The sequence below is a fragment of the Ralstonia sp. NFACC01 genome (genome assembly GCF_900115545.1).
Lineage (GTDB): Bacteria > Pseudomonadota > Gammaproteobacteria > Burkholderiales > Burkholderiaceae > Ralstonia > Ralstonia mojiangensis.
The window spans coordinates 581,753-599,046 of sequence record NZ_FOWV01000003.1; the positions used below are offsets into that span (position 1 = coordinate 581,753).

General features: G+C 56.5%; 17 protein-coding genes. 4 read left to right on the forward strand and 13 right to left on the reverse strand.

The genetic code is table 11. From position 1 onward, the window contains the following. Positions 1–1,089, forward strand: a complete 1,089-nt coding sequence (locus BM136_RS10725) for a glycosyltransferase (protein WP_092971805.1) — start codon at positions 1–3, stop codon at positions 1,087–1,089. A 37-nt stretch (positions 1,090–1,126) separates the two neighbouring features. Beyond that, on the forward strand, positions 1,127–2,248 hold the full coding sequence (locus BM136_RS10730) for a glycosyltransferase family 4 protein (RefSeq protein ID WP_092971806.1): 1,122 nt from the start codon (positions 1,127–1,129) through the stop codon (positions 2,246–2,248). Positions 2,249–2,907: 659 nt separating this feature from the next. Here the strand turns inward: BM136_RS10730 and BM136_RS10735 are convergent. The 6 genes from BM136_RS10735 to rfbB all read right to left on the reverse strand — a co-directional run bounded on the left by BM136_RS10735 (position 2,908) and on the right by rfbB (position 8,967). Further along, on the reverse strand, positions 2,908–3,966 hold the full coding sequence (locus tag BM136_RS10735) for an acyltransferase (RefSeq protein WP_092971807.1): 1,059 nt from the start codon (positions 3,964–3,966) through the stop codon (positions 2,908–2,910). A 73-nt stretch (positions 3,967–4,039) separates the two neighbouring features. After that, positions 4,040–5,137 (reverse strand): MraY family glycosyltransferase, encoded by a 1,098-nt coding sequence (locus BM136_RS10740; protein ID WP_092971808.1) that lies wholly within the window; start codon positions 5,135–5,137, stop codon positions 4,040–4,042. Between the two features lie 75 nt (positions 5,138–5,212). Continuing rightward, positions 5,213–6,325 (reverse strand): EpsG family protein, encoded by a 1,113-nt coding sequence (locus BM136_RS10745; RefSeq protein ID WP_092971809.1) that lies wholly within the window; start codon positions 6,323–6,325, stop codon positions 5,213–5,215. Positions 6,326–6,438: 113 nt separating this feature from the next. Beyond that, positions 6,439–6,984, reverse strand: a complete 546-nt coding sequence (gene rfbC / locus BM136_RS10750; protein WP_092971810.1) for a dTDP-4-dehydrorhamnose 3,5-epimerase — start codon at positions 6,982–6,984, stop codon at positions 6,439–6,441. Further along, positions 6,981–7,913 carry a dTDP-4-dehydrorhamnose reductase gene (gene rfbD, locus BM136_RS10755; RefSeq protein WP_092971811.1) on the reverse strand — a complete coding sequence of 311 codons (933 nt, stop codon included), beginning with the start codon at positions 7,911–7,913 and terminating at the stop codon, positions 6,981–6,983. The genes rfbC and rfbD overlap by 4 nt, the downstream gene beginning before the upstream one ends. Next, positions 7,903–8,967: a dTDP-glucose 4,6-dehydratase gene (rfbB, locus tag BM136_RS10760; protein WP_092971812.1), complete on the reverse strand. Its 1,065-nt coding sequence runs from the start codon at positions 8,965–8,967 to the stop codon at positions 7,903–7,905. Before rfbB ends, rfbD begins: the two co-directional genes overlap by 11 nt. A 209-nt stretch (positions 8,968–9,176) precedes the next feature. Here rfbB and BM136_RS10765 point away from each other — a divergent pair, with 209 nt between their 5' ends. Further along, positions 9,177–10,031, forward strand: a complete 855-nt coding sequence (locus tag BM136_RS10765; RefSeq protein ID WP_092971813.1) for a symmetrical bis(5'-nucleosyl)-tetraphosphatase — start codon at positions 9,177–9,179, stop codon at positions 10,029–10,031. A gap of 9 nt (positions 10,032–10,040) precedes the next feature. Here the strand turns inward: BM136_RS10765 and BM136_RS10770 are convergent, their stop codons facing one another. The 7 genes from BM136_RS10770 to BM136_RS10800 form a co-directional block, all read right to left on the reverse strand. Then, a complete protein-coding gene (locus tag BM136_RS10770; RefSeq protein WP_092971814.1) occupies positions 10,041–10,838 on the reverse strand; it encodes a lysophospholipid acyltransferase family protein in 798 nt (265 codons plus the stop codon). Beyond that, positions 10,825–12,102 carry a dihydroorotase gene (locus BM136_RS10775; RefSeq protein WP_092971815.1) on the reverse strand — a complete coding sequence of 426 codons (1,278 nt, stop codon included), beginning with the start codon at positions 12,100–12,102 and terminating at the stop codon, positions 10,825–10,827. Before BM136_RS10775 ends, BM136_RS10770 begins: the two co-directional genes overlap by 14 nt. 126 nt (positions 12,103–12,228) lie before the next feature. Further along, positions 12,229–13,200, reverse strand: a complete 972-nt coding sequence (locus BM136_RS10780) for an aspartate carbamoyltransferase catalytic subunit (RefSeq protein WP_065856972.1) — start codon at positions 13,198–13,200, stop codon at positions 12,229–12,231. A gap of 65 nt (positions 13,201–13,265) precedes the next feature. After that, positions 13,266–13,784, reverse strand: a complete 519-nt coding sequence (gene pyrR, locus BM136_RS10785) for a bifunctional pyr operon transcriptional regulator/uracil phosphoribosyltransferase PyrR (RefSeq protein WP_092971816.1) — start codon at positions 13,782–13,784, stop codon at positions 13,266–13,268. Next, positions 13,781–14,212: a Holliday junction resolvase RuvX gene (gene ruvX, locus BM136_RS10790; protein WP_092971817.1), complete on the reverse strand. Its 432-nt coding sequence runs from the start codon at positions 14,210–14,212 to the stop codon at positions 13,781–13,783. The genes pyrR and ruvX overlap by 4 nt, the downstream gene beginning before the upstream one ends. Then, on the reverse strand, positions 14,205–14,777 hold the full coding sequence (locus BM136_RS10795) for a YqgE/AlgH family protein (protein ID WP_024976421.1): 573 nt from the start codon (positions 14,775–14,777) through the stop codon (positions 14,205–14,207). Before BM136_RS10795 ends, ruvX begins: the two co-directional genes overlap by 8 nt. Before the next feature lie 96 nt (positions 14,778–14,873). After that, complete coding sequence (locus tag BM136_RS10800; RefSeq protein WP_092971818.1) at positions 14,874–15,620, reverse strand: pseudouridine synthase; 747 nt, start codon at positions 15,618–15,620, stop codon at positions 14,874–14,876. Between the two features lie 79 nt (positions 15,621–15,699). Between BM136_RS10800 and BM136_RS10805 the strand changes: the two genes are divergently transcribed. Continuing rightward, a complete protein-coding gene (locus BM136_RS10805) occupies positions 15,700–17,253 on the forward strand; it encodes a cryptochrome/photolyase family protein (protein WP_092971819.1) in 1,554 nt (517 codons plus the stop codon). The last annotated feature ends 41 nt before the right edge of the window (positions 17,254–17,294 follow it).

Below are 17,294 nucleotides of genomic sequence, written 5' to 3' on the forward strand. Positions count from 1 at the left end.
ATGAATGCCCTTCGCGATCTGGTGTACGTTATTACGGGCCTAAATCGGGCTGGAGCCGAATTGGTGTGCTTAAATCAAGCAACTCATTTCTCTAGACTTGGTCACCGGGTAGGAGTTATCTATTTAGTCGAAGGACACGATGAGCTAGCGCCTGAATTTGAAGCATCCGGCGTGGCCACTGCCTGCCTGCGGATGAGCTCGATATGGGAACTCCCTCAAGCGCTGTGGCGGTGCCGAAACATTCTTCGAGAGTGGCGGCCGAAGGTAGTTCATTCGCACATGATCCACGCAACGATCCTTGTTTCATTGATCAAGTGGACCCTACCCGAAATCAAAATGGTTGCAACAGCTCACAGCGTCCATGAGGGCGGAAGACTCCTCAATTTCCTACAACGCATAACTCGATCGGCACCAGATCTTTCGACGAATGTGAGTGAAGAGGCAACGAAGGCTTATGTCACGCAACGACTATTTTGCGCAGATAGAGCTAAGTGCATACCTAATGGTATCGATGCCGCTAGGTTTGAGTTTCAAGACAACTGGCCAGCGAAATCGGATGGAGTTTTTACGTATATATGTGTAGCACAATTTCGACCCGAAAAAAACCACGCGACACTCTTGAGAGCTTTTTCGAAGGTCCATAAAGATCATCCAAGCACTGAACTAATGTTGCTGGGCGCAGGCCCCCTACTTCCCGAATGTAAAATACTGGTTGAGACACTCGGAATAGCGAATGCAGTAACATTTGCTGGGGGAGATGCCAATGTCCCAGCTTCGCTACGCGATGCCAACGCATTTGTATTGGTTTCTAACTATGAAGGCTTTGGATTAGCGGCAGCCGAAGCAATGGCAGTCGGCTTGCCCATCGTTGGCGCTGATGTGCCGGGCCTAAGAGAGGTCATCGGGCGATACGGGAGGCTTGTGTGCCCCACCGATATCGATGCAATTGCCGAAGCAATGGAGCGGTGCATGTTAGAAGACGATCGCCCGTCTGATAGACTCGCGCGACGTCATCACATCATAAAGAACTTTGGCAGCGATAGTATCTTTGCACAATGGGAATCCGAGTACCGACAGTTAGGCCTTTGATTTATTGGGCAATTCTCTCACTAAGATACTCAACGTAATGCATCAGAATTGTAAGCGCATAAAAGTCGCCTTTATTATCACTGAAAGTGAGATAGGCGGAGCACAAAGTCACGTTCGCGACCTTTATGCTCGCCTACGAAACCGCGTCGAGGGAATACTCGTGGCCGGCGGCAGCGGGCCGCTCTTCGACCAAATGAAGGCACTCGGGGCACAAACAATTCAAATCGAGTCGCTGAACAATTCGCTTTCACCAATCCACATGCTAAAAGCGGTAAAGAATGTGATCACAGCTTTGCAGGGTAGTTCAGTCGATTTTATTCACGCCCATAGCGCTAAAGGAGGTGCGGTCGCGCGCTTGGCTGGCTTGTGGCTCAAGATCCCGGTTATCTACACAGTTCACGGATTTGGTTTTAAGAAAGCAGCGCCATGGAAGCAGCGCTGGGCAGCCAAGCTGGCGGAGTATGCATTAGCGCCGCTGACAGCCCAGATGATCTGCGTGTCCGATGAGGAGGCTCGCATGGCTCGTACGTTGCCAATTCAACGCTCTCGAGTCAACGTAATCCGTAATGGTGTAGAGGACGTCCATCAACGCAGCCACCCCGACGCGCCTGTTACGAGAGTGGTCATGACAGCGAGACTTGCCGCGCCCAAAAGGCCAGACTTGCTAATCCAAGCCGTAGCTACAGCGGACTTTCCAACCGCAGCTCACGTAGTGCTCGCGGGTGATGGCCCCCAGCGCGAATCTCTTTCCCGGCAGGCCGAAGAGGCTAAGGTAGCGCCCAGGGTTCAATTTGCGGGCAATGTTGACAACATTCCGACCTTGCTGGCGAGCGCACAACTCTTTGTATTGCTATCGGATCACGAAGGTCTACCAATTTCCATTTTGGAGGCCATGCGCGCAGGGTTGCCGATTATTGCAAGTGACTTACCAGGCATTCGCGAGCAGCTTGTACACGGCGAGTCGGGCTGGCTAGTAAACCACCTCAATCCGAGTGCACTCGCAGACGCCTTTCGCACTTTATCTTCTGCCCCCCCACTTAGGCAAGCTCTCGGCAGCGCGGCTCGACGTCGCTATGAAGAGCTGTTCGAAATATCTGCCATGGCGGAACAGACATACAAAGTATTTCTAAGATGCGTCGCCTCGCGACGCGACGCCTAGAGTAGTCCATCTTGGATGGTCAACTGGTGAACCGGTAGCTGCCTCAAGACAGTAGTTGGCCGGCTCCAAATATCAGGGCCAGCTCGGTTTGGCCTTGGAGGGATCGGGTGACCGCTGCTGCTGAATACCGGTCAGGCGACAGCTGTCCACGCGATGGCTAACTCAATGCACGAGTATCACTGCCTATTTGCAGCCGGGACATGCCGCGATGATAGCGCTTGCGTTGGCCTGTATGGTCCGGCAGAGGTACACGGTTGGGCGCGCCCAGTAGATGCATCAGCCAGGATGGGGTTCCACCGTCAACGCTTCCGCGCGGGGCAGTGTCGGCTCCAATGATTCCGCCGTCAGCGCACCGTCGGACTTAGCAGACTACGCTTGGGTTGACCTCCATCTCCGAAATCACCGTCGATTTTCTCTCTAACGTGAGTGATCCTCGCTGACTCGCTACACTGCCGGCATCGGCCTCTGCCAGAGACTCAATGCCTCGCCCTTCCGGAAGCCTCTTCTGCCGTCCCACGCCAAATTAAACTCCCCTCCGAACCACTTCACGGGGCGGCATCCACGCCGAAACACAGCAGGCTCCAAACGCAATACCTCGAGCGCTTGTCTGCGTACGAAAAAGCATGAGGCCGAGCGACGCCATTTTCGAATGTTCCAGCTTAGAGAACGTATCGCGTCAGCCTTATCTTCCTCGCAGGATAGACAATGCCCAGACAGATGAGGAATGTCAGCACTGTGACACTCGGGATAATAAGCCAAGAAGACACCTTGACATACTTCAACCTGCCAAGAACCTCAGTCATCACAAGCGCATGAGCGCAATAAATTCCCAGCGAGCACTCCGAAACAATGCCAATCAATTTTTCAATGCGATGATGCACCTCCATTTTGAACCCGAGGAAAAACAAGAAGACGCATACCGCGTAGGCAATGGTGAAAATCGATTGCGGCGTTCTAAATATCTCCGTAACAAAATTTGGCGGAAGCATGTCGGCCGTTCGATATGTATATAACTCGGTAAGAAATAAAATAGCGATTAAACAACTCAGTGATGCGATGAACGCGATGTACGCATTAGGCCGGCACTTTTTGGATAAAACGGCGTCACGAATTACCGCACCAAGCACCAGCCAACCCACTGGCTCAGCGAAGAGAGAAAGGCTATAAGTCTCAATAACTGGTGACGCGATTTTTAACAAGCTCAGAACAATCGGAGCTACCCCATAGCAAATCGACCATAGCCCAACAAAGAAGAATTTCTCTTTCTCCCCTGAGTTATTGTAAAAAGGAATAATGACAACAAGCGCCAAATATGTACCGAAAAGAGCGTACATATACCATAGATGGTAATATTGCGGCCCCATGAGCGATGTGATCAGGAAATCGAAAAACGATCCTCTCCCATGCGCCTTCCATAAGTAATAAATAATATTCCAAAATACAATAGCTGGCAAAACTCGCATCAACCTGCGCTTAATAAACCCATCAAAATTATAATTCTTGTTAATCAGAAGGCAGCCTGAGATCATAAAGAAGATCGGCACCGCAAAGCGAGTAATACCACCATAAACGTTCGAAGACCACCAACTCGGCTTGACTAGGTTGTCGATAATTGCTGAATGCAAGGCAATGACAGCAATACAGCCCACACATCGCATCCAATGAATTCTATTGGAGATGAGTTCGTTCATAAAATCGGAAAACTGTCGTTCGATCATGTCGGCATCTGACTTAACTGATGCTCAGCGGTGCTCGATTTGAACCAGAGTACGTATAGTACAGAGCGCCTTCTTATTTTTTCTTGCGCACGATCATCCATCGGGGAGACTGGAATCGAACAATGCTCCAATATAACCACACATACGTAAAGACGAACGCAAATGAAAAGAAAATCAACGCGATGGGGTTACGCCAGAATAACGTGGCGGGTAGCACAGCAAGCAAGCTCAAGAGCCAGAGATAGGGCGAGGTAAATGAATTACGGCGCAGACGATGGCGATCTTCTTTGCTACCTACAGCCCAACGCATAAGTCGCTTGTAAACAAGCATATGCAAGTGAATTCCATCCGGGATACCAGGAGAAATTCCGCGTAAGAATTTCTTTCGATAAATTGAAAATACCGTCTCAAAAAGTGGATAGATCAACATCAGCACCGGATACCAAGCAGAAACCCCCGGATTTCTCTTGACAAGCAAAACTGCCAGTTCCGCAATCACGAACCCGACAAGATAAGCTCCTCCATCACCAAGGAAAATTAATCCCGCCGGAAAATTCCAGATAAAAAATCCCAGCAATCCGCCTGCCAAGAGAAGAGCGGCGGACATGATAAATCCATCATTATTTCTAAATGCAACATAAGAAATCGACAGCAGCATCATTGTCGCAACAATGGCAGCCAATCCGTTAAATCCGTCAATTATATTTACCGCATTCGCCAATCCCGCAACCGCCACTGCTGTAATTAACAAAGAAACAAGATAAATAGAGAACAATTTGTCGACGTAAAAGATATCCACCCGAACAATGCGAGCATCGAGCAACCAAATCGCAAGCAATGCGGAAGCCATGGTTGCGATCAGACGACTTCTCGGGCTTACATTCTTCGTCAAGTCCTCCACAAGCCCCCCCAAAAACGCTGGGAGTGAGGCAATTAACAGAAGCACGTACTCGTGAAATTGCGGAGCCGCAGAAAATTCTAGGGCTAATGCACCGACGACCATTGCGATCGCAAGCCCAAGACCACCTATACGCGGTACAGCTCTACTATGGAACTTCTGTGCCCCTTTCAAATCAGTGTCCGCCGAAAATTTGGCGTGAAAATGCGAATATCTTACGATTAACATCGTAACAAAAAACGAAACAATAAAGCCAACACTAATATTAACCATCGGAAAAAATATTTAAATTATCCTTTCGCGCCGCCAGAACCGCAGCCCAAGAAAGCTCATTGATTATTGGGTCAGTCAACCCCAGCCCATAACAAAATCCTGCAAAGCACCCTGGTCAAATGTCAAATAGAAGCGCATAAATCGTGCCGCCGAATAAATAATCACAATTACCCAAGCGATAAGTGCCGCCCGCCGTCCTCTCGAAGCCTCAAAAATCGTTGAAACACCAATTGCGTAGACCAGTCTATCGTATTCCAGCAATCGGTTGATAACCTCAAAGTTCGCCGCAACTGCATAAACTGGAAAAATCAGCGCAAGCAAACGCGCTTGCAACTCTACGGAAAAACCAAAAAACACGCCAGAATGCATTTCTGGTGTCAAAAATCCATTTCTTTCTTCCGACACCTTTCCCCGAGAAATCATTAGCAAAAGCAATAGCAAGACACCCGCCTCGGCAAACGAGAGAAAATTCTTAGCTCCACCATCTATGTAACTCGAGTAGTCACGAAGTTGATTCAAATAGCTAAATACGTCCCCTAATGGAACTTGGCCAGCTAGCACCACCACCGGAATTGAGATGCCGAATGATATAATGCCGAGATGACTTGTCGGTATGCGACGTGTCGCTCTATATGCCAAAACAAAAAGCGGCACAACGATTGCAGAAAAATGAAATGTGCAGCCGATCAGAAAAAAAAATAGCGCGCGCCACCGCTTTTCCGACAACAAACATAACACTCCAATCAACAGCATGGAAATTGCGATTGATTGACGAACAAGAACAAACTGCTGCCAAATTAGATAACTAGATAAATAATATAGAAATGCAATGGATGGATTTTTACTATTTTTTATCAAGAAAACCAGAAGAACAACAAAATTAAAAGCGGTAATAATTGCAAGAAAATATGTTGCACCATTAATGCCGAGTCGTTTACTGAAAAGCATTAATAAAACATACCCCGGCTCCCAGCCATACGCCGCATCACGCGCAGCAGCTAGCGTACTATCAATATCCAAATAATCGAAAACTTGGATGTATAGCCCCAAATCGGAGCCGACTCCCCCTTGCCTAAACGCGCAAAGCACCATCCACAGCAATGCAACGGGAATCCATAGCCATCGGAATTGCCGTACACCACACGTGACGAGGATGATAATCGATAGTAGATATGCGAAAATCAACATTCAGGCAAATTCAATTAAGAATGTTCTCAAAAAAATCTTCGCAATAATCATAGCTTTGCCCGCGGGAATAGTGACTGGATAATTCAGGGAGAAAGCGAATTACAAGGAATAGATCAGAATACCGTAGCAGACAAAGAAACTGCCAAACGATCCTTTTCGGAAAGAATGGGAACGCCAGTCAAAGGCCATTCAATCCCGATCATCGGATCATTCCATGCAATACTTCTTTGTAAATCTGGTTCATAATATTCTGTTGATTTGTAAAGGACATCCGCATATTCCGACAAGACAATAAAGCCGTGCGCAAACCCCTCTGGCAACCATAGTTGCTTCCTATTCTCAGCCGAAAGCCTGACTCCAACCCATTTACCGAATGTGGCAGATGCCGCGCGAACGTCAACCGCGACATCGAATATTTCACCCTGCAGAACTCGCACAAGTTTTCCTTGCGGCTTTACAGTTTGGTAATGCAAGCCTCGCAAAACGTTCCGGGCTGATCTGGACTGATTATCCTGCACAAATTCGCGCGACAGTCCTGTAACTTCTTTAAATTCTCTTGTATTAAAACTCTCGAAAAAATAACCTCGCTCATCTTCGAATACCGTGGGTTCGAGAAGCAGTAGCTCTGACAAAGCTGTCGGCGTCACGGTCAATTTCATTCGTCTCTCACACGTTGGAAGACTTCATCGAGTACGTCGTGCACATCGATTTTCCACTCCGGCAACTGAATACCAAATACTCGCTGGATCTTTGTAGCGTCTAGGCAGGAATTTCTGGGACGCGGTGCAACGCGCGGATATTCCATCGCTGAAACCGCTATAACTTGCTCTGGCTGTGCTCGCAAAGCAATGCCCCGAGCCCGCGCACAAGTGAGGATCTCTACAGCATAGGTGTGCCAATCTGTTTGCCCTGAAGCAGCCAGATGATAGAGCCCGAACGGGAATGACCGCTGATCTTCAAATTCACAATACTTTCTCACAAGATCAGCTGTGACGTTGGCAATCCGTGGGGCAGTGGTGGGGGTGCCGAAACGGTCGGCGACTACGCTCAACGTTTGTTGACAGCAACCTTGCTTCAAAATTCTTTTAACAAAATTATCACCATGTGCACCAGCAACCCACCCGGTACGTAAAGTAAGCGCACGCACCTCGCTTCTAGCGATTGCCTCCTCGCCAGCCAGCTTGCTTTTTCCGTATATTGATCCTGGGTTAGCGACATCGGTTTCAACGTAAGGCAGTTGCTTATTACCGTCGAATACATAGTCAGTGGAGTAATGAATCAGCAAGCATTGCAATGCAACGCACTCCTGAGCAAGCACGCCCACCGCGGTACTATTGATGGCAAACGCTAGTTCTGCGTCTGCTTCTGCTTTATCTACATCGGTATAGCCAGCGGCGTTCACGACTATGTCCGGGCGAAAAGTACGCATCGCCTTGCGTATTGCATCCGTTTGAGACAGATCGCAGGCGGCCCGGTCCAGTGCAACGACCCGACCAACTGGCGCCAAACGGCGTCGCAGTTCGAAGCCGATCTGACCATTGCACCCTGTAATGAGCACACTAGGGAGCGATCGCAGTTTACGCCGCATATTGGCTAACCACTTGATCCCCAAACTTGGGGGACATCGCGTCCAGAGCCCACGTTTGGTTATCCAGGTACCACTGGACCGTCTTGAGCAGCCCGGTCTCAAACGTCTCGGCAGGTTTCCATCCGAGCTCGCGTTCCAGCTTGCGAGCGTCGATGGCATAACGTCGATCATGCCCCGGGCGGTCCTTCACAAACGCGATCTGATCGCGGTAAGAACCGACTGCCCTGGGCCGGAGTTGATCAAGCAGATCGCACAGTGCATACACGACTTCCAGATTTGTTTTTTCATTCCAGCCGCCAACGTTGTACGTCTCGCCCAAACGCCCTCGGGCGAGCACCTCACGCAGCGCCGTACAGTGGTCATCCACATATAGCCAGTCGCGCACATTCTGACCATCGCCATAGACGGGCAGCGGCTTTCCACTCAGCGCGTTCGCGATCATGAGGGGGATGAGCTTTTCAGGAAAATGATGCGGGCCGTAGTTGTTCGAACAGTTGGTCGTCAAGACGGGTAAGCCGTATGTATGGAAATATGCGCGTACGAGATGGTCCGATGCAGCCTTCGATGCCGAATATGGGCTATTAGGCGCATAGGGCGCGGTCTCCGAGGCCTGCGGATCGGTAGGGCCAAGAGACCCGAATACCTCGTCGGTGGACACGTGGAGGAAGCGGAACGCCGCCTTGGCTTCGCCGGCCAGTGCTCCCCAGTAGGCGCGCGCGGCCTCAAGTAGGGTGAACGTTCCGACGATATTGGTCTGAATAAACTCGGCTGGTCCGTGGATGGAGCGATCCACGTGACTTTCCGCTGCCAAGTGGACCACCGCCCGAGGCTTGTACTGAGCAAACAGACAATCGAGGGCAGTGCGATCGCAAATGTCCGTTTGCGAAAATATGTGGCGCAGATCGTGCTTAACTGCGTCCAGGATCTTGCGGTTTCCTGCGTAGGTAAGCTTGTCGACGTTGACGATGCCGTCAGCGCCTGGATTCGCTAGCCAGTTGAGGACGAAATTGCCGCCGATAAAGCCGGCACCTCCGGTGACCAGAATGTGGGACAAGCTGAGTCCTCCTTGCCGCGGACACTCGCACGCGCTAAATCCGGCCTTCATCCGAGTGGAAACGGACGGATTTGTTATGAATAGTAAGAAGTCGCGTATTCTATCCGACCCCCGGACATACCCTGCCAAAGCGCCAGATCTTTTTGTAGCGCGTTGTAACACTTGAGATCGCGACGTCTCATACTCGCCCATTGCATGGCTGACCGCACATGAAAGTAGTAGCCAACCCGCCCCACGCCATCGGCGACCTCCAAGGCTGCTGCTCCCCCCTCCAGTCCTTGCTGGCCGCCCTCCCCACCAACGCCCCTCTCCGCTTCGTCGGCGACCTCATCAACCGCGGCCCCGACTCGCTGGCCACGTTGCGGCGAGTCATCGGCCTTTGCGAATCAGGACGCGCACGCACCGTCCTCGGCAACCACGACATCCACCTGCTTGCCGTAGCGGCAGGCGTGCGCAAGCCCGGCAAGCGAGACACGATCGCCGAGATCCTCTCCGCGCCCGATAGCGACCAGCTCATCACCTGGCTACGCCACCAGCCGCTGGCCATTTTCGAAAACAGTTTCCTGATGGTGCACGCCGGCGTCCTGCCTCAGTGGACGACAGGCGATGTACTGGAGTTGGCCGGCGCGGTGGAGCGAGAGCTGCGCAGCGCACATTGGAAGACCTTCCTGGCCGACGCCTTCGGCAACCATCCGGACAAGTGGAGCGACGATCTCGTCGGCATGGATCGGCTACGGCTGACCATCAACGCCTTGACGCGCCTACGCTTCTGCAAGCCCGACGGCACGATGGAGTTCGAAACGACGGACGCCGATGGCGCACCGGATGGCCACATGCCGTGGTTCGACGTGCCGGGCCGCCGCACGCGAGGCACGCCGATCGTGTTCGGGCATTGGTCCACCCGTGGGCTGGTGATGCGCGACGATGTGATGGGCTTGGATACCGGCTGCGTGTGGGGTGGGAAGCTGACAGCGGCGAAGTTATCGCTGGCCCCAGCGGGGCGTGACGTGATCCAGGTGGATTGCGAGCAGGCGCAAGACCCGCTCGCGCACAAAAAGAAATAACCGTTTGACCTAGCCCGCGCGAGCGATCAGGGTCGCAACGGCGTCGTGGCTATGTGCGGCCAGGGCACGGCGATCCATCTCCGGAGCCACGGCGGGGCCTACGAGCACTTCCACCACCAACGGCGGCCCGTTCAGCATGGCATTGATCGTGTCCATCATCGACAGATCACCGATATACGCTGGAATGGTCGTCAACTCACCCGTCCCGGCAATGCGATAGCGCAGCGCCACCGGCCGGATGGGTGCGCCAGCGCTGACGGGCGCCTGAAACAGGTTGGCGTGGAACGGCAGCAGTTGCAGCCCGTCAGACGTCGTGCCCTCGGGGAACACGCAAATGGCATCCCCCGAACGCATCGCATCTGCAATGACGTGCATGATGCGATGCGCATCGCGCTTGCGGGCGCGCTCGACAAACAGCACGCCCGTCTGCGCGCATAACCAGCCAATCACCGGCCAGCCGCGAATCTCCGATTTGGCGACGAAGCGCGGCGGGTACCAGCTGTTGATCGCGTAGATGTCGATCCACGAGACATGGTTGGACACCAGCATGGAACCCGCCAGTTCCTGGCCCGAGACCTGCTCGCCATGCACCACGAGCGAGACCCGGAACAGCGCCAGCAACTTGCGCGACCAGCGCTGGATCAGCCTCTGCTTGGTCTCAAGCTTGACCCACCAAAACAGCAGCGCGCACGTGATAAGGCCTTCGGCCAGATGCACGAGCAACCGCAGCTTGCGCAGCACATGCTTGCGCTGCGGCGTGCTCACCTCGCTGGGCGCGCTTGCCACGCGCTGATCAATGCCCGTCATAGGCAAGATGGCCAGCGACCATCGTGGCACGTACGCGGCCAGCCAGTTCGAAGCCCAGGTACGGCGAGTTCTTGCCTTGGCTCCGCAGAGCGCGCGGTTCAAGTTTCCAGGTCGCATCCGGATCGAACACGCACACATCGGCCATCGCCCCTACTTCCAGCGAGCCTGCATGCAGGCCCAGCACACGAGCCGGCTCGCTGGTGATGCGCGACAGCGCCTTCGACAGCTCGACCTTGTGTTCGGTGGCCCAGCGCAGCGTGAGCGGCAGCAGGGTTTCGAGGCCGGTCGCGCCGGGTGTGGCCTCAGCAAACGGCAGCAGCTTCTCGTCGTCATCCACAGGCGTGTGGTCGGAACAGATCGCGTCGATGGTGCCATCGGCCAGCGCACGCACGATGCCGTCGCGGTCGCGCCCGGAGCGCAGCGGCGGCACAAAACGCATCTGCGAATTGAAGTAACCGATATCGACGTCGGTCAGCGAGATATGGTGGACGTTCACGTCGCATGTGACCGGCAAACCTTCGGCTTTCGCACGGCGCACAAGCTCGATGCCCGCGGCCGATGACAAGCGGCACAGGTGCACACGGGCGCCCGTGCTGCGAATCAGCTCAAAAATGGTATGCAGGCGCACCGTCTCGGCTATGACAGGCACACCCGAGAGGCCCAGGCGTGAAGCCAGCGGGCCGCTTGCGGCCACGCCGCCCTTACCCAGATACGGGTCTTCGGGGCGCAGCCAGACTGTGAAGCCAAAGGTCTGCGCGTATTGCAGCGCACGCATCAGCACTTGCGTGTCGGCCATCGGCGCATCGGTCTGCGAGAAGCCAACGCAGCCCGACTCTGTCAATTCGGCCATCTCCGTCAGCACCGCGCCCTTCAAACCGACAGTGAGCGCACCGAGCGGATACACGTGCGCCTGATTCAGGTTGCGCGCGCGGAACTTGAGCATCTCGACCAGGCCGGGTTCGTCCAGCACAGGATCGGTGTCCGGCGGGCATACCAGCGAGGTCACGCCGCCGGCCATGGCCGCCGCCATTTCCGATTCGAGCGTGGCCTTGTATTCGAAGCCCGGCTCGCGCAGGCGGGCTGATAGGTCAATCAGGCCCGGGCAAACAACCAAGCCCGTCGCGTCGATGGTCTTGTTGGCATGGAAATCCGCCGGAGCGTGGCCGACACCGACCACCTTGCTCGCCGCGATGTACAGATCCTGTTGTGCGTCGATACCGTTGGCCGGATCGATCAGGCGGCCGCCTTTGATATGCAGTTTCATCGTTTCAATATTTTTGAGATGGATGCAAAACGAAGCGAAGCGGTTCTGGCGGTTCGGCGCCGACGCAGACAGTACAAAAAGTACGGCAAGTCGATGCCGGGCCGGCAGAATCGTTTTTCATCGATCTCAGTCGTTGTTGCCAGCCACGATGCCCATGACCGCCATGCGCACGGCGATGCCGAACGTCACCTGATTCAGGATCACCGATTGCACGCCGTCGGCCACGGCGGAATCGATTTCCACGCCGCGGTTCATCGGGCCGGGGTGCATGACGATGGCGTCCGGCTTGGCCAGCGCCAGGCGCTCCTGCGTGAGGCCGTAGGCCTTGAAGTATTCCTGTGCCGAGGGCAACAGCGCGCCGCTCATACGCTCGTTCTGCAGGCGCAGCATGATGACCACGTCCACGCCCTTCAGGCCTTCTTCCATGTTGTGGAAGACGCGCACACCCATGTGCTCCAGCCCGCCCGGCAGCAGCGTACGCGGGCCAATGGCGCGCACTTCGGCGCAGCCCAGCGTCGTCAAAGCGTGGATGTCGGAACGCGCCACGCGCGAGTGCAGGATGTCGCCGACGATCGCCACCGTCAGGTTGGAGAAGTCCTTCTTGTAGTGGCGGATGGTGTACATGTCGAGCAGCCCCTGCGTCGGGTGCGCATGACGGCCATCGCCCGCGTTGATGACGTGCACATGCGGCGCGACGTGCTCCGCGATCAGGTACGGCGCACCGGAACTGGCGTGGCGGACGACGAACATGTCCGCCTGCATCGCAGACAGATTGTTGATCGTGTCGAGCAGCGACTCACCCTTGCTGGTGGACGACGCGTTGATGTTCAGGTTGATCACGTCCGCCGACAGCCGCTTGGCTGCGATCTCGAACGTGGTACGCGTGCGCGTGGAGTTCTCGAAGAACAGGTTGAACACACTCTTGCCACGCAGCAGAGGCACCTTCTTCACCTCACGGTCGGAATCCGACACGGAGACGAACTGCTGCGCGGTGTCCAGCACGTGCGTGAGGATGTCGCGCGACAGCCCCTCGATCGACAGCAGGTGCTTGAGCTCGCCGTTTTTCGTGAGCTGCGGGTTGGCGAAAGTCTTGGGCATGAGAAACGAAAGGCGACGAGGTCAGTACAGGTCAGGTCAAAGCGGGTGCGGTGCAGCGGGCGAACTCAAGCGCCTTTGAGCTCGCGCGTAAAGGTGAAGCGGGCCGAAGCGCCCTCGCCGGCTTCGCTCAGCACGAGCGATTCGTTGGGCGGCAGCGTGATGCGTTCACCGATGTAATCGGGGGCAACGGGCAACTGGCGTTCACCGCGGTCGACCAACACGGCTAACTCGACCGCAGCCGGACGGCCGTAGTCGAACAGTTCATTGATGGCCGCGCGGATGGTGCGACCGCTGGCCAGCACGTCGTCCACCAGCAGGATGCGGCGCTCGTTCACGTCGAATGGCAGCGTGGTCGGTTGCGCCTTGGCGTGCAGGCCTTTCTTGGCGTAATCGTCGCGGTGCATCGCAACGTTGACGACGCCGTAATCGGGCAGGCCAAGATCATGCGCCAGCCGCTTGGCAATCCAGGCGCCGCCGCTGACAATGCCGGCCACCGACCAGGTGTGGCCGTCGGCCAGCCGCGTGCGCAGTTGTGCAACGAGGCTCTGGTACAGCGCCTCGGCATCGATCTGTTGCGATGTCATGCGTGTTCGTCGAAAAACTGTTGGAGGATGATGCACGCGGCTTCTGCGTCGAGCACATCGTCGGAGGCACCAGCGTCCTGCGCGGCGATTGACGAATAGCGCTCGTCCACCCAGGTAACCGGCAGGCCATAGCGCCCGTGCAATTGATTGCCGAAGCGCTTGGCGAGCTTGATCATCGGCTGCTCTTCCCCATCGGGGTGAACTGGCATACCGACCACGAAGCCGACTGGCCGCCATTCGCCCACAAGCCGCGTGATCTGCGCGAAACGGAAATCGACCGAGCGGTTAGGAATGGTTTCCAGCGCCCGCGCCGAGCGCGTAATGGAATTACCCAGCGCGACGCCGATGCGTTTTTCGCCGTAATCGAATGCCAGCAAGGTGCCTTCTGCGGGCACGGAATGGGTCGCCGGACGCGCCGGCTCAGGCATGCCCGGCCTCGCCCGACAGCATGGCGGGGTTGATGCCCAGCAGGTTCAGCGCCGCGGCAAACCGCTCTTCAGCAGGCACGTTGAAGATGATCTCGGGATCGGCGTGGACAGTCAGCCAGCCGTTGCGGCTGATTTCGTCTTCCAGTTGACCAGCGCTCCAGCCGGCATACCCGAGGGTGAGGATGAAGCGGTGCGGGCCGCCGCCCTGGGCGACGGCTTCCAGCACATCCTTGGAGGTGGTCATTTCCAGCCCGCCCGGCACCGCCAGCGACGACGAATACGCGCCCGTAGCGTCGTGCAGCACAAAGCCGCGCTCAGTCTGCACCGGGCCGCCGTAGTACACGGATTGTTCTGCGAGGGGGTGGATTTCGAGCTTGAGATCGATCTTGTCGAACAGTGTCGCCAAGTCGATGTCGATGGGGCGGTTGATCACGAGCCCGAGCGCGCCGCGCTCGTTGTGCTCGCACATGTACACGACCGTGCCCGAAAACGTGGAATCCGCCATGCCGGGCATAGCGATCAGGAACTGATTCGTGAGATTGATAAGTGCGTCAGGCGAGGCCATGGGGTGAGTTTACCAAAAGCCCCCGGGCGCTGCCCCTCTCATTTTGAGGAATCGGCCCTCGGCGCAAGGTTTTTTGGTCTGGCATATTGTGGCGCCTCAGGCACTCGGCCCGGTTGCATGTGGCGGCGTGGTGTTCAACGCCCCCAGATCAGCGGCTTCCAGCCAACGCCAGTCGCCCGGTGCCAGGTCGCCCAGCAACAACCCGCCGATGGCGCTGCGGTGCAATCCGGCCACGTGGTTACCGGCAGCCGCCACCATGCGTTTCACCTGGTGGTATTTGCCTTGCGTGAGCGCCATACGCAGGTGGTGCGTGTCGACACGCTCCGCCCAAGCGGCGGCAACGTTTTCATTCTCGTCGGCCAGCAGCACGCCGGCGCACAACTGGGCGATCTGCGCATCGGTTACGGGGTCGGCGGTGGTGATCTCGTAGACCTTGGGCACCTGGTGGCGCGGGCTGGTGATGGTGTGAACGAACTGGCCATCGTCCGTGAGCAGCAGCAGTCCTGTGGTGTCCTGGTCGAGCCGCCCGACACACTGCACGGCCCGCTCGCGCAGCGGCACCGGCAGCAGCGTGTACACGCTCGGATGGTGTTTCGGCTTTTGCGAGCACTCCACGCCGGCCGGCTTGTTGAGCATCAAATAGGCTCGGGCGTGGTATGCCCAGCGCTCGCCGTCGACATCGAGCACCAGGCCGGCGGTATCGACCAGCGCATCCGGGCTTTCCATTTCGACGCCGTTGATGAATACCAAACCCGCGAGTACGAGGTCCTTGCAATAGCGGCGCGTGCCGAAGCCCTGTGATTGCAGGATGCGATACAGCGGAAGACGAGAAGAATCAGCCATGACAACAACGTGAACAAGACAAAAAGGCGCGTATTTTGCGATACGCTCGGCCAGTCCAAAGAGCAACCGACTCCATCCGATGCCCTCCACCGCCCCAAGCCGCCAGCCTTACGACATCGGAGCGCACTTCCAGCGAGGCCTGGTGTGGTTCCGGCGCGATCTGCGGCACTTCGACCACGCGGCGCTGCATTATGCCCTGCGCCACTGCCGCGAGGTCTATTGCGTGTTCGTATTCGACCGCGACATCCTCGACGCGCTGCTTGCGCGCGGGCTCAAGGCCGACCGCCGCATCGAGTTCATCCGCGCGTCCGTCGAGGAACTGCGCAGCGTGTTGCGCGAGGCCGGCGGCGACCTGATCGTCGTGCATGATCACCCGCGCCAGGCGATTCCCGAGATCGCGCGCCGGCTCAACGTCGAAGCCGTTTTCGCCAACCATGACGAAGAACCTTCCGCGCAGGCCCGCGATGAAGCGGTGCGCAAAGTGCTGGCCCAGCAGCCGTGCGCCTGGTTCGACTTCAAGGATCAGGTGATCTTTGAGCGCGACGAAATCCTGAACGGGCAAGGCAAACCGTATGGCGTTTTCACGCCTTACAAGAATGCCTGGTTGGCCGCGTTGACACCGTTCGACTTGCGCGCGTATCCGACCGAGCCTTACCTAGGTGCGCTGGCCAAGCCGCCGCAGGCGCTTTCACACGCGACGCCAGCGTTGGAATCGATGGGCTTCGCACGCACCAATCTGTCGGAGATCGCCCTGCCCACTGGCATGTCGGGCGGCCAGGCCTTGCTCGACGAGTTTGAAGAGCGCATGGACGACTACCATGCGCGCCGTGACTTTCCCGCCGTGCGCGGACCCAGCTATCTGTCAACGCACCTGCGCTTTGGCACCGTGTCGATCCGCGCGCTCGCAGCGCGCGCGCATGCCGCCATGCTGCGCGGCAGTCGGGGCGCGGCGACGTGGCTGTCGGAGTTGGTCTGGCGCGACTTCTATTTCATGATCCTGCATCACCGCCCGGACTTGGCCGACGGCGCCGCGTTCCATCCGGAATTCGATCGCATCCGCTGGGTAGACGGAGACACCGGCGACGCGCGCTTCGAAGCGTGGAAGGCTGCGCGCACCGGTTACCCGCTCGTGGACGCAGCCATGCTGCAGATCTTCCAGAGCGGCTACATGCACAACCGCCTGCGCATGGTGGCGGCGAGCTTTCTCATCAAGGACCTCGGCATCGACTGGCGACGCGGCGAGCAGTATTTTGCCGACGTCCTCAACGATTTCGACTTCGCAGCCAACAACGGCGGCTGGCAGTGGGCGGCGTCCAGTGGGTGCGACGCGCAGCCGTGGTTCCGCATCTTCAATCCCGTCACGCAATCGGAGAAGTTCGACCCGCAAGGCCGCTTCATCCGCAAGTACCTGCCGCAATTGGCGAAGCTGCCCGACAAGTATATTCACGCGCCATGGACGGCGCCGGCCAACGTGCTGAAGGAAGCAGGCGTCGCGTTGGGCGAGACGTATCCCTTGCCCATCGTCGACCACGCGGCCGCGCGTGCTGCGACACTCGACCGCTATGCCGTCACCAAGGCGCATCGCACATCGGGCGCCGAGGCGGCGGCACTGAGCAAGATCAGCGACGATTGAGAATCGCCACGCACCAAAGACAACGGGCCGGTAGAACACCG

What these genes read in the sequence shown, in the direction of transcription:
- BM136_RS10725 (WP_092971805.1), top strand. Translation starts at nt 1, where the DNA reads ATGAATGCCCTTCGCGATCTGGTGTACGTTATTACGGGCCTAAATCGG.
- BM136_RS10730 (WP_092971806.1), top strand. Translation starts at nt 1,127, where the DNA reads ATGCATCAGAATTGTAAGCGCATAAAAGTCGCCTTTATTATCACTGAA.
- BM136_RS10735 (WP_092971807.1), bottom strand. Translation starts at nt 3,966, where the DNA reads ATGATCGAACGACAGTTTTCCGATTTTATGAACGAACTCATCTCCAAT.
- BM136_RS10740 (WP_092971808.1), bottom strand. Translation starts at nt 5,137, where the DNA reads ATGGTTAATATTAGTGTTGGCTTTATTGTTTCGTTTTTTGTTACGATG.
- BM136_RS10745 (WP_092971809.1), bottom strand. Translation starts at nt 6,325, where the DNA reads ATGTTGATTTTCGCATATCTACTATCGATTATCATCCTCGTCACGTGT.
- rfbC (WP_092971810.1), bottom strand. Translation starts at nt 6,984, where the DNA reads ATGAAATTGACCGTGACGCCGACAGCTTTGTCAGAGCTACTGCTTCTC.
- rfbD (WP_092971811.1), bottom strand. Translation starts at nt 7,913, where the DNA reads ATGCGGCGTAAACTGCGATCGCTCCCTAGTGTGCTCATTACAGGGTGC.
- BM136_RS10765 (WP_092971813.1), top strand. Translation starts at nt 9,177, where the DNA reads ATGAAAGTAGTAGCCAACCCGCCCCACGCCATCGGCGACCTCCAAGGC.
- BM136_RS10770 (WP_092971814.1), bottom strand. Translation starts at nt 10,838, where the DNA reads ATGACGGGCATTGATCAGCGCGTGGCAAGCGCGCCCAGCGAGGTGAGC.
- BM136_RS10775 (WP_092971815.1), bottom strand. Translation starts at nt 12,102, where the DNA reads ATGAAACTGCATATCAAAGGCGGCCGCCTGATCGATCCGGCCAACGGT.
- BM136_RS10780 (WP_065856972.1), bottom strand. Translation starts at nt 13,200, where the DNA reads ATGCCCAAGACTTTCGCCAACCCGCAGCTCACGAAAAACGGCGAGCTC.
- pyrR (WP_092971816.1), bottom strand. Translation starts at nt 13,784, where the DNA reads ATGACATCGCAACAGATCGATGCCGAGGCGCTGTACCAGAGCCTCGTT.
- ruvX (WP_092971817.1), bottom strand. Translation starts at nt 14,212, where the DNA reads ATGCCTGAGCCGGCGCGTCCGGCGACCCATTCCGTGCCCGCAGAAGGC.
- BM136_RS10795 (WP_024976421.1), bottom strand. Translation starts at nt 14,777, where the DNA reads ATGGCCTCGCCTGACGCACTTATCAATCTCACGAATCAGTTCCTGATC.
- BM136_RS10800 (WP_092971818.1), bottom strand. Translation starts at nt 15,620, where the DNA reads ATGGCTGATTCTTCTCGTCTTCCGCTGTATCGCATCCTGCAATCACAG.
- BM136_RS10805 (WP_092971819.1), top strand. Translation starts at nt 15,700, where the DNA reads ATGCCCTCCACCGCCCCAAGCCGCCAGCCTTACGACATCGGAGCGCAC.